Source organism: Bilophila sp. (assembly GCF_057864385.1).
This window is the reverse complement of record NZ_DBMAFI010000012.1, coordinates 14,906-30,557: the sequence shown is the minus strand read 5'-3', so window position 1 is coordinate 30,557 and position 15,652 is coordinate 14,906. Positions and strand designations below refer to the sequence as shown.

Genomic DNA, 15,652 nt, shown 5'->3' with positions numbered 1-15,652 from the left:
ACCGTATCCGACTAGATGGGCATCGCTTCCGCTTCCACAGCCAATTACGCTTTTGGCCGATTGCTCTTTTGAACAATTTTACAAATCCGCAGGGCGTTATCAGGAAACACGATTGACATATTCACATAACATGGTGAAAGGAAATATTTTTATAAACTTTTTTATCAGGAAAGGGTTGATGCTTTCTTAAAGTTCCAAAGGAATATCGATAACATGCCTCAACTAGAAGCCCATCAACGGAAAACTGAAAAAAAGGCGGCATTTTCACCACACTGTAAAGATGAAACAACACAGCCTATGGCGGCATTTTCTTTTAATATCATCCATAGCTGAAACATTCCATCAGTCCTTTACCGGAAATTTCAAGAAATGACCTTATCGAACGGCTGTTGTGTTACAGCCACCCGCAACGTCCCAAAAAGCTCTTCATCCACAGTAAAACGGGGAACAGGGATTCGATAAAGTCGAAAAGTTTAGGGGATGAGGGGAGGGGGTTCGGGGGAGGGGAGAAGGCCCCTTTACAAAGGGGCCTTCTCCCCTCCCCCGTCCTTCCCACCACCCAAGGAGCTCCCATGAATCCACTCAAATCCCTGCGGCAGCGGTACGCGGAGCTGTCGGAACCGTACCGGCTGCTGCTCCAGCTCAAGGCCGTAATGGGCGGGTTCTCGCGTTCGCTTTTGCCGGAATGCCTGCGCGAAGCGGGTGTCCGGCCCCCGCGCGGGCAGGCATGGAACGCCGGGGACATCAGAGCTGCACTCCATACGCTGCACCAGATAGGGCTCACCGACGGCAAGGATCGCGTCGTTGCGGAATTCGAGCATGAGCTCTGCATGGAGGGCCTGCAACGCATGGCCCCGGCGGTGCGGAAGGTGCTGGAAAGGGGGGCGGGCATCCATACCGCCGCCTTGAGGTTGCGCCTTGCCGTCTATGAACGGGATCTCAGGGCTTATGAAAAGGCCCGGCTTGATGCGCAAGCGATGGAGGAAGGCGGCAACCACCCCTTCGCCGGGCAGTTTGCCGATGCCCCCACCGATCCGGGCTGGCTGGACGTACTCCCGCCGCGCATAAGGCTGGATGTGATCGCCAACAACCTCATCCCGCTCGCCGAAACGGGGGCAATCACCAAAAACCTGCGGAACTGCATGGAGGTTTTGCCGCGGCTGCGCCCCTCGCTGGCGGATCTGCCCCCCTGTCCGGGATTGATTTTGTTCGATGCGCTTGCAGGGCGCTACGCGGAAGCCCGCGCCCAGATCGTGCCGCTGCTGCTCGACAGGGCGGAATTCCGCGGCCCCCTGTTTCAGGGCATCATCACCTTTTTGGAAGGCGGGGACGCCGTGCCCCCGCTCCGGGAAGCCCAAAGGCGCTTCCGCAAGGCCAGCGGCAAGCGCAAGGCGTTCCTCCCCGGCCCCGGCGGGCTGTGCTTCGCGCTGGCCCTGATCCGCGCCGACCAGCCGGAACTCCGCGAAGAATGCGCCGCCATGCTGCGCGAGCTGTCCCCCCGCCAGCCCGCCTACAAGGGGCTCGCGGCGGCAAAGGCGCTCCTCGGCCTTGCCAACGGACGTTCTGAGGCCGCCATGCTCAAACGCATTGAGGATCTGCCGTCCGATCCGTTTTCCGAGGCAGTTTTCCGGGCCGTGGACGCCAGCCTTGACGACGGTTCGCACGACGCCGGCCCCACGGAACGCCAGTTCGAGCGGCTCAAAGGCATACTCCCGCTCACGGCCTGCCTGTTCGCGGAAACGCTGGCCCGCCTCCGCCCGCAAGGGCCGTGGAAGGCGTGGATCGAGGGCTTCCCCATCCGCCATGTCCGGCTTACCGATTTTCTGGATCGGCGCGAAAACTGGGAACGGGTTTTCGAGGCGCTGGTGCACAGGCTGCAACAGCCCGCGGGGAGGGAGAAGGCCAAAAAGCGCATCGCATGGCTCGTGGATACCGAGCGTTTCCGGGTGGAGGCGCTGGAACAGTCTTCCAAAGGCGAGGACTGGAGCGCCGGGCGCGCCGTTTCCCTCAAGCGGCTACACGAGGAATCCGAAACGCTGGACTGGCTCACCGAACAGGATCGTTCCGTGCTCGCCACCCTGCGCTGGTCGCGGTCGTGGAACGGCACAACCTGCGAGGCCGACCCCTACCGGGCGCTTCCGGCGCTGGCGGGCCATCCGAACCTGCTCCGGGCGTCGGATCGCGTGCCCATCTCGCTGGCCTGCAAGCCCGTGGAACTGGTCGTGCGGCAGGAGCGCAACGGGTACAGCCTTGCGCTCTCGCGGTGGATGCCGCGTGGGGAAATGCGGTGTGTGGAGGCCGCCCCGCGATCCTATATCCTTTATTATCTCCCGGAACGTCTGGAAGGCGCCGCCGAGCTGCTTGGGGAGCATGGGCTGAGCGTCCCCACGGAAGGCGGCCCGCGGGTGCTGGAACTGATCAGGAATCTGGACGAGGGCGTGGTGCGCCCGGTGATCCGGGCCGAAGAGGTCTCCGCATCGATCCGGCTGTTGGTGCGCCTGCGCCCCCTCGGCACGGGCATTGAAGCCGCGGTGTATGTGCGTCCGTTCGGGATGCCCGATACCCCGGCGTTCCCGGCAGGCGAAGGGCCAGCGGCACCGTTGGCAGAGATCGAAGGCCGCACCGTACGCACGGAACGGGATTTCGAGAAGGAAACCCACGCGGCGAGGGATCTCGCGCGGCGCTGCCCGACGCTGCGCGGACGCGGCGGCATCGGCCCGTGGATCATTGAAGATATTGAAGAAGCCTTGGATTGCCTTCTCGAACTGGAAGAGGCGGGCCCGGAACTGGAATGGCCCGAAGGGGAGAAGCTCCGGGTCTGCCCGCAGGTTTCGGCAACGCGGCTCTCTGTGGACGTGCGCCATTCGCGCGACTGGTTCCAACTGCACGGGCAGATTGCGGTCAACGAGTCTCTGGTGCTGGATATGGCGCAGGTGCTGGAACGCCTCGCGCAGTCAAAAGGCCGTTTCGTGCCCCTTGGGGACAGCGCGTTCCTCGCCCTGACCAGGCAGTTCCGGCAGCAGCTTGATCGGCTGGAGCGGCTGGCCGAACGCGACGGCGCAAGCCTCCGGGTGCATCCGCTGGCGGCGGATACGGTGTGCGATCTGCTCGACGGGGCGGAGGTCAAGGGCGACGCCGCATGGGAAAGCTGGCTTGGGCGCATCCGTCAGCCCGGCGGTACGCCCGCCGTGCCTTCGACGCTGCGGGCGGAGCTGCGCGACTACCAGCTTGACGGCTACGTCTGGATGTCCCGGCTGGCCCGCTGGTGCGCGGGGGCCTGCCTTGCGGATGATATGGGGCTCGGCAAGACCGTGCAGACCATCGCCGTGCTACTGGCGCAGGCCGGGATGGGGCCGTCGATCATCATTGCGCCCACATCCGTCTGCCACAACTGGGAAAACGAGCTCGGACGCTTCGCGCCCACGCTCTCGGTGCACCGTTTCGGCCCCGGCGACCGGGCCGCACAGGTGGGGGCCCTCGGCCCCGGCGACGTGCTCATCGCAAGCTACGGGCTGCTACACACGGAGGCAAAATGCCTCTCCGGGCGCGAGTGGCAAGTGGCCGTTTTCGATGAGGCGCAGGCGCTCAAGAACGCCGACACCCGCCGCGCACGGGCCAGCCGCCAGATCCCGGCAGCCTTCCGCGTGGCGCTCACGGGCACGCCCATCGAAAACCGCCTTGAGGATCTTTGGAGCCTGTTCAACCTGATCAATCCCGGCCTGCTCGGTACGCGGCAGTCGTTCCAGAAACGGTTTGCCGCCGCATCCGCGCCGTCCACGGAGGAGGGCGTTTCGGAAGGCCAGTCCGCCGCCCGGCAAGCCCTGCGCGCGCTCGTCCGGCCCTTCATCCTGCGCCGCACCAAGAGCGAAGTCCTTACGGAACTTCCCCCGCGCACGGAACAGGTTATCGAAGTGGATCTCCCCGACGATGAGCGGGCTTTCTACGAGGCGCTGCGCCGCAGCGCCCTCGCCTCGCTGGAGGCCGCCGGGCAGGAGGATGGCGGGGCCTCCCGGAAATTCAGCATCCTGACCGAGCTGATGAAGCTGCGCCGGGCCTGCTGCGCCCCTGCACTCATCGATCCCGGCACCAAGCTTACGGGCGCGAAGCTCTCGGCTTTTATGGAACTGGTGGAAGAACTCGTACGGGGCGGGCACAAGGCGCTGGTATTCAGCCAGTTCGTAGGCTGCCTTTCCGAGGCCCGCCGCCTGCTCGATGCCGCCGGATACGGCTATCAGTATCTGGACGGCTCCACGCCCGACCGGGAACGTCAGGCGGCTGTGGCGGCATTCCAGTCCGGCAAGGGCGATCTTTTCCTCATCAGCCTGAAGGCGGGCGGGCAGGGGCTCAACCTCACCGCCGCCGACTACGTGATCCATCTTGACCCGTGGTGGAACCCCGCCGTGGAGGATCAGGCGTCCGACCGCGCCTACCGCCTTGGGCAGCAACGCCCCGTCACCGTCTACCGGCTGGTCGCGCGCGGAACCGTGGAGGAGTCCATCCTCAAGCTCCACCGTTCCAAGCGCGCCCTCGCCGCCGACGTCCTCGAAGGCACGGACGTGCCCTTGAGCGAGGCCGAGCTTATGGATTTGATCCGCAGATGACGGCACAGCCCGCCATACGGCCTGCAATGCGGCCCACCTGCCGCCATCTCACGGGAACGGGAAGCCGCACGCCAGAGTGACGGCCCCTTCCGGTTTTCGGCAGGCCGCCGAGATGCCCCGGTTTGTTTGCAGAGGTGGCTTTTTTCGGGGCTGTGCCATAGAAAATGGCTGATGCCTTTTTCTTTGAAGTTCCAAGGAAATAACCAATAAAATGTCTCAGCCATGAAGTCCGCCAAGGGGAAAACTGGAGAAAAAGGCTGTATTTTCACCATGCTGTGGAGATGAAACAACCACGAATATGACAGGCCCCTTCGGATTGCCCGGAGGAAACCGCTTTTTTCTCCGGTGAAAGCCCTGAAGGCAGGATGTGTAGATCCCGTTGCGGCGAAACGCAAGCAAAAGGCACGGCTATCTGCCGCGAAAAGGGCACGGACGCCGGCTTTCGTGACGGATAGCCCTTTCATATCTCAAAATCCGGCTGTTCGCCGGGATCGGCGTTGACCTTGTGCAGACACTGGATGACCCGGCGGGCCGTCCGGGAAAGGTAGGCATGTTCCAGCCAGATGAGTACGGGCGCAAGGTCGAGGCCGGGCACGTTCAGCCGCCGCATCGGGAAAGATTCCAACGTCCCGGCGGCCACTTCCCGCTCAGGGAGTATGGCTACGGCGGACATGCCCTGCCTTAACAGCTTGTGCAGAAGCCGGGTATCCTGCGAGTCCAGCACCACATTGGCCCGCATCCCCCTATCCTGAAAGGCACGCATGATCAGATCATAGCCGCCCCCTCCGTCACGCCGCCGCGAAAGCATCAGCGGCGCTCCCGCCAGCTCCTCGATACCGATGGTCTGCGCCTCGGGCGGCGTAACGCCTTGCCCGTACACGGCGACGAATTCCTGCCGGGCCAACTGGAGCATGGCGTAATTGGTATTCTGTACGGGAAGCTGAACCAGCGCGAAATCAAGGTTCCGTTCCTGCATATGCCGCTCAAGGGACTGGTTGTCCATAACCCAGACACGGAAGCGCAGATCGGGAAACTCCCGGTTCAGGGCGGGAACCGGCGTGCTCACCAGCGAAAGGCACGGCGGGCATACCCCAATCCGCACCAAACCGGAGACTTTGTTCCGGCTTTCCCGAATGTCCTTCTCCAAACCCGCAACATAGGAAAGGATGAACTGCGCCCGCTGATACAGGGCCTCCCCTTCCGGCGTCACCTGCCACGCTTTCCCTTCTCGATAAATAAGCTGGACATCAAGCTCTTCTTCGAGTTCCTTCAGGCGCATGCTCAACGGCGGCTGCGAAATGTGCAGGGCTTCCGCCGCCTTGCTGATCTGTCCCTTTTCGACAATCGTGCAAAAATACTCCAGACGCTTCAAGTCCATACCCGCACCCCTCCCGCGCAGCCATGTGCCGCACGGCATCCATCCCTTGCGCTATACACATCCATCATACTCAAATGACGGATGATTTTATCATACGCCATGTTGAGCGGCCTCTCCCCCCGTCTGCATATCAGAAAAATATACAATGCAGACTAAAAAGATATTTCTCAGAATACACAAAATGTTCTAAAAAACACAAGCAAAAGGAGGGCACAAAACCGCCCCCCAGAGGAGAATCTTATGGAATGGCGTAAAAGTCTTGCATGCGCACTGCTCCTGGCAGGGATGATGGCGTTCGCTCCGGGCGCCCGGCAAGCCGCATCTGCGGCGGATACCCGCAACCTCACGATCCTCGGCGGCGGTTCCGGCGGCCTGTGGGCCATCATTTCCGAAGGCGTGGGCGAAACGCTGCGCCGGAGCATGCCCAATGTCCGCGTGACCACCGAACCCGGCAAGGACGGCCCCAATCAGGTCATGACCAGCCGGGGCGAAGTCCAGTTCGCGCTGGCGACCGACGTGCTGACCCTCAAGGCCATCAAGGGCGAAGCCCCGTTCAAGGGCCGCAAGCTTGAGAACCTCCGCCTCGTCGCGGTGATGAACCCCATCAACGCGCTCCAGTTCTTCGTGGACGCCAAGACCGGGGCCAAGTCCATTCAGGACATCAAGGACAAGAAGATTCCCTTGCGCATCACCGTCAACCGTCAGGGCACGCTCATCGACGTCGCAACGCAAGAGCTGCTCAAGACCTACGGCATCACCTACAGCGACATCGCCAAGTGGGGCGGCAAGGTCCACAAGATCCCCGGCCCCGAAGCGACCGACCTCTGGGACGCCGGGCAGATGGACGCCATCGTCGAAGTTTCCCAGTTCCCCACCAGCCGTTTCTATGAACTGGGCCAGAAGCACGACCTGATCATGCTGCCCATCGATCCGGCCAATCAGGAAATGCTGAACAAGGAGCTCGGCACCACGTCCCTGACCATCCCCGCGGGCACCTATTCCTTCCAGAAGGAAGACTGTCCCACAGTCTCCTCGCAGCTCCTGCTCATCACCAGCGCGGATCAGCCCGACGACGTGATCACGGGCGTCCTCAAGGCCATGACCGCCAACATCGACTACCTGCACAGCGTCCACGCAAACCTGCGCGACCTCTCGCCCGAAACGATGTCGGCCAACACCTCCATCCCCATGCATCCCGCAGCGGAAAAGTTCTTCCGCGAACTCAAGAAGTAACGGCTGTAGTTGCCCGGGGCCCTCACCGGCCCCTCATGTGCGGGGACATCCCCGTGAGGGCTCGACTCGTCCCTGAAAAACGGCCCATACGGAAAAGGCCAATCCCCCGCGCGGGCGGGGAAACTCCGCAGGCGGTGCCGCGCGGAGGGGGTTCGCCCCAAGGAGTATGGTTATGAGGCTAGGATTGTTCTTCAATGAAGGCAGACGCAGAAAGCTGTCCCCCCTATGGAGCAAGATCGTCGGCGTGCTCGTCGTCCTTTTTGCGGCGGTGGAACTGTATGGAGCGCCTTTCGGGTTCATTGACTCGTTCATCCTGCGCTCCGTGTTCGTCTCGTTCGCGATAACGCTGACGTTCATCTGCTACACCCCGATCCGCACCGAGCCCGGACAGTCCGAAAACGTCCCCGTGCCCGACATCCTGCTGGCCTGTATAAGCCTTGCGGCGGGTGCCTACATGGTGCTGAACGGGGCGGAGCTCGTCACCCGCTGGACCGGCGTCGATCCCCTGACGCCCGCCGACTGGGCGGTCACGGCGGCCTTCGTGCTGCTGACGCTGGAAGTCACGCGGCGCACGGTGGGCCCGGTTCTGCTTGGGATCATCCTCGTGTTCATCGTCTACAACTTCGTGGGCGAATACCTGCCCGGCTACTTCGGGCACCGCGGCTCCACGATGGAAGTCTTCCTTGACCGCATGGTCTACACCTACGACGGCATCTTCGGCACCCCGGTCGGCGTGGCCTGTACCTACGTGTTCATGTTCGTGCTGTTCGGGCAGGTCTTCAACGCGGCGGGCGGCGGCAACTTCTTCTTCAGGCTCGCGGCTTCCATCGCCGGGCGCATGCGCGGCGGGCCGGCCAAGATCTGCGTCATCGCCAGCGCCCTGTACGGCACGCTGTCAGGCAGCCCCGTGTCCGACGTCGTCACCACCGGCAGCATCACCATCCCGCTCATGAAGCGCCTCGGCTACGGCGAGACGTTCTCCGGGGCCGTGGCGGCATCGGCCTGTTCCGGCGCTTCCATCCTGCCCCCGATCATGGGCACGGCGGCCTTCCTCATGGTGGACGTGGCGGGCATCCCCTACATCGAAATCGCCATCGCCGCCACCCTTCCGGCCATCATCTACTATTTCGGCCTGATGATGCAGGTTCACTACCGCGCCGTCCTCAAGGGGATGCGCCCCATTTCCGAAGACACCGACCACGAAAGCGCGTGGACCGTCCTCAAGGAAAACTGGCTCTACATCATTCCCATCGCCCTGCTCGTGACCCTGATCATCCAGCGCGTGAACCCCACGGTCGTCGGCCTTCTCGCCACCACGTCCGTGATCGTCATCAGTTGGCTCATCCCCGGCCACCGCATGGGCATCAAGGAAATCTACGAGGTGCTCCGCAAGACCGGGCTCGGCATCCTGACCGTGGCCAACGCCTCGGCTGCCGCAGGCATGGTCATCGGCGGGATCATGCTCACCGGTCTCGGCGGGAAGTTCACCAGCCTCGTGTTCGCGGCGACGGGCGGGCAGAGCGGCCTGTGCCTCAGCATGGTGGCCCTCGTCTGCATCGTCCTCGGCATGGGCATGCCCGTCCCGGCGGCCTATGTGCTCACCGCCACGCTGGCGGCCCCGGCCCTGCTGGAATTCAAGTTCTCGCTCATGAGCGCGCACCTGTTCATCGTGTACTTCTCGGCCATTTCCGCCATTACGCCCCCCGTAGCCGTGGCCGCCTACGCCGCTGCGGGCATTTCGGAGGGTGACCCCAACGCGACGGGGGTACAGGCCGTCAGGCTGGCCGTCGCGGCCTACATCGTACCCTTTGTGTTCATGTACCGGCCCGCGCTCATCCTCGACGGCCCGCTCCCCGAAATCCTCTGGACGGCGGTGGTCGCTACGGCGGCGGTCTACAGCTTTGCCAGCGGACTTGAAGGCTATCTCCACGGACGCCTGCGCTTCCCGTTCCGGCTGGCGCTCATGGCGGCTGGCGTAGTCTTCGTATGGCCCGACACATGGGCCGACCTTACCGGCTTCGCCATCCTCGGCGCGGTCACGGCCCATCAATACGCTATCCGCAAGAACAATCCTGATCCGGTCTGCCTCGCGCAGCCCCAAGGGGAATGATTATGACGGCATCACAGACCATCCGGCTTGAAACCGAACTCCTTATCCTCGGAACCGGGGCCGCGGGCTGCGGGGCGGCCCTCGCGGCCCGGCAGGCGGGCATCCGCACCCTCATGGTGGACAAGGGCAAACTCGAAAGTTCCGGCTGTCTCGGCGGCGGCAACGACCACTTCATCGCCGTGCTCAACACGGACGAACCGCAGGACACCATCGACGATCTGGTGAAGGCCTACCTCAAGCCGAGCAGCGGCTATTCGGAAAAGCAGATCCGCGACTGGGGCGAAGTCATGCCCGCTATGGTGGACTTCCTCGAAGGCGAAGGGGTGAAGCTGCTCCACAACCCGGACGGCAGCTACCTGCGCACGGCGGGGCGCGGCGAACCCGCGTGGTACATCAACATCGCCGACGGGCAGATGATCAAGCGCCTCATAGCCCGCAAGATACGCTCAATGGGCGTGGACGTGCTCGACCACGTGATGATCACGAAGCTCCTCAAAAAGGACGGGCGGGTGGTCGGCGCGACCGGGTACAACGTGCTCGACGGCACCTTCTACGTCATCCGGGCCGCCGGGGTGATCCTCGCGCTCGGCAACAGCTGCAACCGCGCCACCACCAACTCCACGGGAAACCCCTACAACACGTGGCATAGCCCATTCAATACCGGCAGCCAGTTCGTGCTGGCCTACGAAGCCGGGGCGGACATCATCAACATGGACATCAAGCAGCAGGCCACGCTCGTCCCCAAGGGCTTCGGCTGCGCCGGGATGAACGGCATCAACAGCGCGGGCGCGCACGAGCTCAACGCCCTCGGCGAGCGGTTCATGGGCCGCTACCATCCCATGATGGAAAACTGCCCGCGCCAGTTTCAGGTGGGCGGCACCTACCAGCAGCAGGTCGAAGGCAACGGCCCGCCTTTCTATATGGAAATGCGCCACATCGATCCTGAGAGCCTGCGGCACCTCCAGTACACGCTGATGCCCGGCGACAAGGCCACGTTCCTTGACTACTGCGAACAGCGCGGCGTGGATTTCGCCACCGCGCCGATGGAAGTGGAGCTTTCCGAAATCGAATTCAGCGGCATGCTCGCCACGGACGACGGGTTCAGGAGCACTGTGCCCGGCCTGTACAACGGGTGCGTCTTCTACACGTTCTCTGGCTCCATGTGCAGCGGCTACCTTGCGGGCCGTTCCGCCGCAAGTGAAATCGGCGCGGTGCCGGATCTCGACGGGCTGGAAGCCGAAATCGAAGCCGAGCGCGCACGGATTGCCGTTCCTCTGGCCCCGCGCGGGGATGCCCTGCCGCAGGCGATGTTTGAAGCCTCGATCCGGCAGGTCATGTCCTACTACATGGGGTTCGTCCGCAACGGCAAGGGGATGGATGTCGCGCTGGAGCGCCTCGCCTTCATCGGTTCGCAGGCCGACAAGCTTTTCGCTTCAAACATGCACGAGCTGATGCTTGCCCACGAGTCCCTGCACCTGCTCCAGAGCTCCGTCCTGTCCACCTTATGCAGCCGGGAACGCCGGGAAAGCGGGCGCAGCATCTACCGACGCAGCGATTATCCCGAAAAGGATCCGGCTCTCGACCGCGTGCTCGCCGTACGCCGTGGCGCGGACGGGCCTGAAGTTTTCTGGCTCTGACGGGGCGCCGCCCCGAACCCCGCCGAGGGGCGCTGCCCCCCGGAACCCCGCAAGGGGCGAGCCGCCCCTTGACCCGGCAAGGCCGTTTCGCCTCCGGCGCAACGGCCCCGGTGCGGGAGGAACATTCTTCCCGGCCAATCCGAAAACGGAGCCGCCTCAAATCAGACGCAACGCCGGAGCATCCGGTCAATACGAAGGAACGCATCATGCCTCCGATTTACAGCAAGGAATGGAACAGGATCACCATACAGGTACGCGGGGATCACCGTCAGGGCCGCACGTCGCCCTGCGAACATGCCTGCCCCCTCGGCAACGGCATCCAGCAGATGCACACGCTGATCGCCGCCGGAGAAACCGACAAGGCCCTCGCCCGGCTGCACGCGCGCAACCCTTTCCCCGGCATCACCGGGCGCGTGTGCCCGCATCCGTGCGAAACCAAATGCAACCGGGCCGAATACGACGAGCCCGTCGCCATCCATGCGCTGGAGCGGTTTGCCGCCGATACCGGGCATGAAGCCCGCTTCATTCCCCTGCCCGCCTCCGGCAAGCGCATCGCCGTAGTCGGTTCCGGCCCCGCCGGGCTCACCGCCGCCCGCTTCGCCGCCCTGCTCGGGCACGCCGTCACCGTTTACGAGAGCGCGCCGGTCATGGGCGGGGTGCCGCGCCATGCCGTGCCCGACTTCCGGCTGCCCAAGGATGTGGTGGACCGCGAAACCGGGGCCGTAGTAGCCTCCGGCGTGCAGGTTCGCACCAACGTCACCGTGGGCCGCGACATCACCCTGCAAAGCCTGCTCGACACCTATGACGCAACCATCCTCGCCGTCGGCCTGTGGAAGGAACGCCGCCTCGACATCCCCGGCAAGGAACACCTTGTCCCCGCCGTAGGCTGGCTCAAGCGTTCCACGCTCGAACGCCAATCCCTTGCCGGAAAAACCGTCGTCATCCTCGGCGGCGGCGGGGTCGCCTTTGACTGCGCCTTCACAGCCCGCCGCCTCAACGCCACAGCCGTACATATCGTCTGCCTCGAACCCGCCGACGCCATGCGCGCGCCCGCCGAGGAAATCCGTCAGGCCCATGACGAAGGCATCTTCATCCACAACAGCCACCTCAGCCACGCCGTCGCCCCGGAAGGCAGACGCCTCCGCTTCGAGGCCCGGCCCGTAACCTCGTTCTCCTTTGACGAAACCGGCGCGCTGCATACGGAATTCGCCCCCGGCGATCCCCTGCTGCTGGATGCGGATCTGATCATCTGCGCGAGCGGCCTGCAAACCGACGAGACGCCGCTCGAAGGCGTGGACATGGCCCGCACCCCGCGCGGCTTCGTAGCCGTCGATCCGGTCTCCTTCCGCACGTCGGTCCCCGGCCTCTACGCGGCGGGCGACATCGCCAACGGCCCTTCGCTCATCGCCCGCGCCATCGGGCACGGCAGGCAGGCCGCCATTGCCGTACACAAGGCCCTTTCCGGGATGGACCCCGCCGAGAACCTCGACATCTGGATCGATGAAACCGGGCGGGTCCGCGAAGATCACGTCCCCGCCCTGCCCGCTCCCCATGTCGTGGCCTTCAAGGAAATCATGCACGCCGACTACCACGAGCACGCCGCCCGGCAGATCCTGCCTCCCGCCGCCAGCGACGGCCCGGAGCTGGCGTTTGCCGAACTCTCCGGCGGGCTCACGGCCGAGGCCGCCGTTGCCGAAGCCGGGCGCTGCATGCATTGCGGCCACTGCATGGAATGCGGCTCATGCGTGGAAAGCTGCCCCGGACACATCCTCGAAATGACCGATGACGGCCCGGCTGTAGCCTACCCGTCCCAGTGCTGGCACTGCGGCTGCTGCCGCATCGCCTGCCCCACCGGGTCCATCGCCTACCGTTTCCCGATGACCATGATGCTGTAACAAGGTGAAAAACTGCCTTTAACCTGTATCACCACCTCCCTACAGTATTGCAATAAAAAGAATACAAAAAATCCCCGAAGCCCCAAAGCCGTTTTGCCGCAAGGCGAAACGGCCCCGTGGGTGCAGGGAGCACTGCTCCCTGCCGGGGGAGTCCGAGGGGCGGGAAGCCCCTCGGAAAAACATTCGCCAACCTCCGTATCCAAGGAGCTTCCCATGTCCCTCTCCGCCGCCGATATTACAGATCTGCGCACCGCCCTCGAACTGCTGAACCAGCACGGCGAACTCGCCCAAACAGACGTCGAAGCCGATCCCGTGGCGGAACTGTGCGGCGCATACCGGCATATCGGCGCGGGCGGCACGGTGGCCCGCCCCACCCGCATCGGCCCGGCCATGCTTTTCAATAAGGTGAAGGGACATCCCGGCGCACGGGTCGCCATCGGCGTGCTCTCCAGCCGCAAACGCGCCGCCCTGCTGCTCGGCACGGAGCCGGAGCGCCTCGGCTGGCACCTCATGGATGCCCTTCAACACCTCATCCAGCCTGCTACCATCAAGGGAATTGCCCCTTGTCAGGAAGCCGTGCACCGCGCCGACGAGCCGGGGTTTGATCTGCGCCGCCTCGTCCCCGCGCCCACCAATACCCCCGAGGACGCCGGGCCGTATGTCACGATGGGCCTCCTGTACGGGAAAGATCCGGAAAACGGCGACGAGGACGTGACCATCCATCGCATGTGCCTGCAAGGCCCGGATACCCTGTCCGTCTGGTTCTCGCCGGGCCGCCACATCGACGTGTTCCGCGCCAAGGCCGAGGCCGCGGGCAAGCCTCTGCCCGTGTCCGTCAGCATCGGGCTTGATCCCGCCATCTATCTCGGCGCGTGCTTCGAGCCGCCCATGACCCCCATCGGCTTCAACGAGCTGGCCATCGCCGGAGCGCTGCGCGGGCGGGCCGTGGAGCAGTGCGCCTGTTTGACTGTGGATGCCAAGGCCCTGGCGTGGGCGGAGTACGTCATTGAGGGCGAAATCCTGCCCAATGTGCGCATCGCCGAAGACGCCCAGTCCGGCAACGGCAAAGCCATGCCCGAATTCCCCGGCTACTGCGGCCCCTCCGATCCGCAAACCCCCGTCATGCGCGTGACCGCCGTAACCCACCGTCTGCATCCGATCATGCAGACGACCATCGGCCCGAGCGAAGAGCATGTGAACCTCGCGGGCATCCCCACCGAAGCCAGCATCCTCGGCCTTGTGGAGCGGGCCATGCCGGGACGCGTGCGCAACGTGTACGCCGCAAGCTGCGGCGGCGGGAAATTCATGGCCGTGCTCCAGTTCCGCAAGGCCACCAGCGCAGACGAAGGCCGCCAGCGTCAGGCCGCCCTGCTCGCGTTCTCGGCCTTCCCCGAACTCAAGCATGTCTTCCTCGTGGACGACGACGTGGACCCCTTCGATATGAGCGACGTGCTCTGGGCCATGACCACCCGCTATCAGGGCAATCTCGACACCGTGTTCCTGCCCGGCGTGCGCGGCCATGTCCTCGATCCTACGCAGTCGCCGCTCTACGACGCGCGTATCCCCGCACGTGGGATCGGCTGCAAGGCCATCTTCGACTGCACCGTGCCTTTTGACCAGAAAAAACGCTTCCAACGGGCTCCTTTTATGGAAGTCGACCCCGGAAAATTCCTCATCTGAGCCGCAAGGAGGCGTCCCCGGCACGGGCCGGTCGCCTCCTCCGACCGCTCCGGGGCGCATCCTTGAATCACCGGGCTTATCAACGCTTCCGCCAAAGGGACAACACCATGAAAAAACGTCTTGTCGTAGGACTGAGCGGAGCCAGCGGCGCGATCCTGTGCGTCTCGCTGCTTGAGGCGATGCGGAGAGAAAAGGATTGGGAAGTCCACCTCGTCGCCAGCGAAGCGGGCGAGCGCGTCCTGCGCGAAGAAACCGGCATGAGCGGGGCGGATCTGGCGGGGCTGGCCTTCCGCACGCACGACATCGGCAACATCGGCGCGGCCATCGCCAGCGGCACCTTTGAAACGGAAGGCATGGCGGTCGTGCCGTGCAGCATGAAAACGCTGGCGGGCATCTGCCACGGGTATGCGGAAAACCTGCTCCTCCGCGCCGCCGACGTCACCCTCAAGGAACGCCGTAAACTGGTGCTCGTGGCCCGCGAAACCCCGTTCGGGCTCGTCCACCTGCGCAACATGGCCGCGCTCGCGGAAATGGGCGTGACCATCCTCCCGCCGATGCTGACCTATTATCAGCACCCCCAATCCGTAGAGGATATGACCACCCACATCGTGGGCAAGATCATGCGCGAATTCCGGCTGGAAGCCCCCGGCTTCAGGAGGTGGGAAGGATCATGATCGGTGACGTGACACTGACCCGGCTGGTGCGCGGCAAGGAAATCGTCCTGAACGCCCGGCGGCAGGGCGACGACTGCCTCATCAGCGTGACCGGAGGCGACGCCCCGCACATCGGCGCGGCGGCATTGTGCGCGGACGGCGAAACCCGCCGCCTTGACCGCAACGGGCATCGTGAGGGCGAACTCGCCGCCGAGCTTGCCGAACGTGCAGCGTCCAAACTCGGCTGCTGCGTCTGCGCCGTATGCGGCATCCACTTCGACGGCATTACCCGCGCGGAAATCGTTTCCGTAGTCGCGGCGGTCAGGGATATGGCCGACACATGGCTCGGCTCGGCCTCCCATCACTGAAGGAAGGCCAAGCCCTTCTTTGTTTGGCAAGGCGGTGTCATGGAAAATGGTTGATGCTTTTTTCCTTGAAGTTCCAAAAGAGCAACCAACAAAATGC

The 15,652-nt window shown here is 64.0% G+C and carries 9 protein-coding genes; 8 read left to right on the top strand and 1 reads right to left on the bottom strand.

The window, feature by feature from the left end:
* Window positions 1–572 precede the first annotated feature (572 nt).
* Window positions 573–4,601: a DEAD/DEAH box helicase gene (locus ACZM8Y_RS05660; RefSeq protein WP_482334365.1), complete on the top strand. Its 4,029-nt coding sequence runs from the start codon at window positions 573–575 to the stop codon at window positions 4,599–4,601.
* Window positions 4,602–5,061: 460 nt separating this feature from the next.
* Here the strand turns inward: ACZM8Y_RS05660 and ACZM8Y_RS05655 are convergent, their stop codons facing one another.
* Window positions 5,062–5,979, bottom strand: a complete 918-nt coding sequence (locus ACZM8Y_RS05655) for a LysR family transcriptional regulator (RefSeq protein ID WP_302551803.1) — start codon at window positions 5,977–5,979, stop codon at window positions 5,062–5,064.
* A gap of 240 nt (window positions 5,980–6,219) precedes the next feature.
* Here ACZM8Y_RS05655 and ACZM8Y_RS05650 point away from each other — a divergent pair, with 240 nt between their 5' ends.
* From ACZM8Y_RS05650 to lpdD, 7 genes are all read left to right on the top strand, one after another.
* Window positions 6,220–7,212 carry a TAXI family TRAP transporter solute-binding subunit gene (locus ACZM8Y_RS05650; RefSeq protein WP_302551804.1) on the top strand — a complete coding sequence of 331 codons (993 nt, stop codon included), beginning with the start codon at window positions 6,220–6,222 and terminating at the stop codon, window positions 7,210–7,212.
* A gap of 172 nt (window positions 7,213–7,384) precedes the next feature.
* The gene (locus ACZM8Y_RS05645) at window positions 7,385–9,322 is read left to right on the top strand and encodes a TRAP transporter permease (protein WP_487480210.1); all 1,938 of its coding nucleotides are present in this window, start codon (window positions 7,385–7,387) and stop codon (window positions 9,320–9,322) included.
* Window positions 9,323–9,324: 2 nt separating this feature from the next.
* Complete coding sequence (locus ACZM8Y_RS05640) at window positions 9,325–10,959, top strand: FAD-binding protein (RefSeq protein WP_482334455.1); 1,635 nt, start codon at window positions 9,325–9,327, stop codon at window positions 10,957–10,959.
* Between the two features lie 206 nt (window positions 10,960–11,165).
* Window positions 11,166–12,854 carry an FAD-dependent oxidoreductase gene (locus ACZM8Y_RS05635; protein ID WP_482334453.1) on the top strand — a complete coding sequence of 563 codons (1,689 nt, stop codon included), beginning with the start codon at window positions 11,166–11,168 and terminating at the stop codon, window positions 12,852–12,854.
* A 213-nt stretch (window positions 12,855–13,067) separates the two neighbouring features.
* Complete coding sequence (locus tag ACZM8Y_RS05630; RefSeq protein WP_482334451.1) at window positions 13,068–14,534, top strand: UbiD family decarboxylase; 1,467 nt, start codon at window positions 13,068–13,070, stop codon at window positions 14,532–14,534.
* Between the two features lie 62 nt (window positions 14,535–14,596).
* The gene (locus ACZM8Y_RS05625) at window positions 14,597–15,208 is read left to right on the top strand and encodes a UbiX family flavin prenyltransferase (protein ID WP_487480142.1); all 612 of its coding nucleotides are present in this window, start codon (window positions 14,597–14,599) and stop codon (window positions 15,206–15,208) included.
* Window positions 15,205–15,555 (top strand): prenylated flavin chaperone LpdD, encoded by a 351-nt coding sequence (gene lpdD / locus ACZM8Y_RS05620; RefSeq protein WP_302551810.1) that lies wholly within the window; start codon window positions 15,205–15,207, stop codon window positions 15,553–15,555. Before ACZM8Y_RS05625 ends, lpdD begins: the two co-directional genes overlap by 4 nt.
* Window positions 15,556–15,652 lie beyond the last annotated feature (97 nt).

Coding starts and splice junctions, on each gene's coding strand:
- ACZM8Y_RS05630 (WP_482334451.1), top strand. CDS start 13,068: ATGTCCCTCTCCGCCGCCGATATTACAGATCTGCGCACCGCCCTCGAA.
- ACZM8Y_RS05635 (WP_482334453.1), top strand. CDS start 11,166: ATGCCTCCGATTTACAGCAAGGAATGGAACAGGATCACCATACAGGTA.
- ACZM8Y_RS05650 (WP_302551804.1), top strand. CDS start 6,220: ATGGAATGGCGTAAAAGTCTTGCATGCGCACTGCTCCTGGCAGGGATG.
- lpdD (WP_302551810.1), top strand. CDS start 15,205: ATGATCGGTGACGTGACACTGACCCGGCTGGTGCGCGGCAAGGAAATC.
- ACZM8Y_RS05655 (WP_302551803.1), bottom strand. CDS start 5,979: ATGGACTTGAAGCGTCTGGAGTATTTTTGCACGATTGTCGAAAAGGGA.
- ACZM8Y_RS05645 (WP_487480210.1), top strand. CDS start 7,385: ATGAGGCTAGGATTGTTCTTCAATGAAGGCAGACGCAGAAAGCTGTCC.
- ACZM8Y_RS05640 (WP_482334455.1), top strand. CDS start 9,325: ATGACGGCATCACAGACCATCCGGCTTGAAACCGAACTCCTTATCCTC.
- ACZM8Y_RS05660 (WP_482334365.1), top strand. CDS start 573: ATGAATCCACTCAAATCCCTGCGGCAGCGGTACGCGGAGCTGTCGGAA.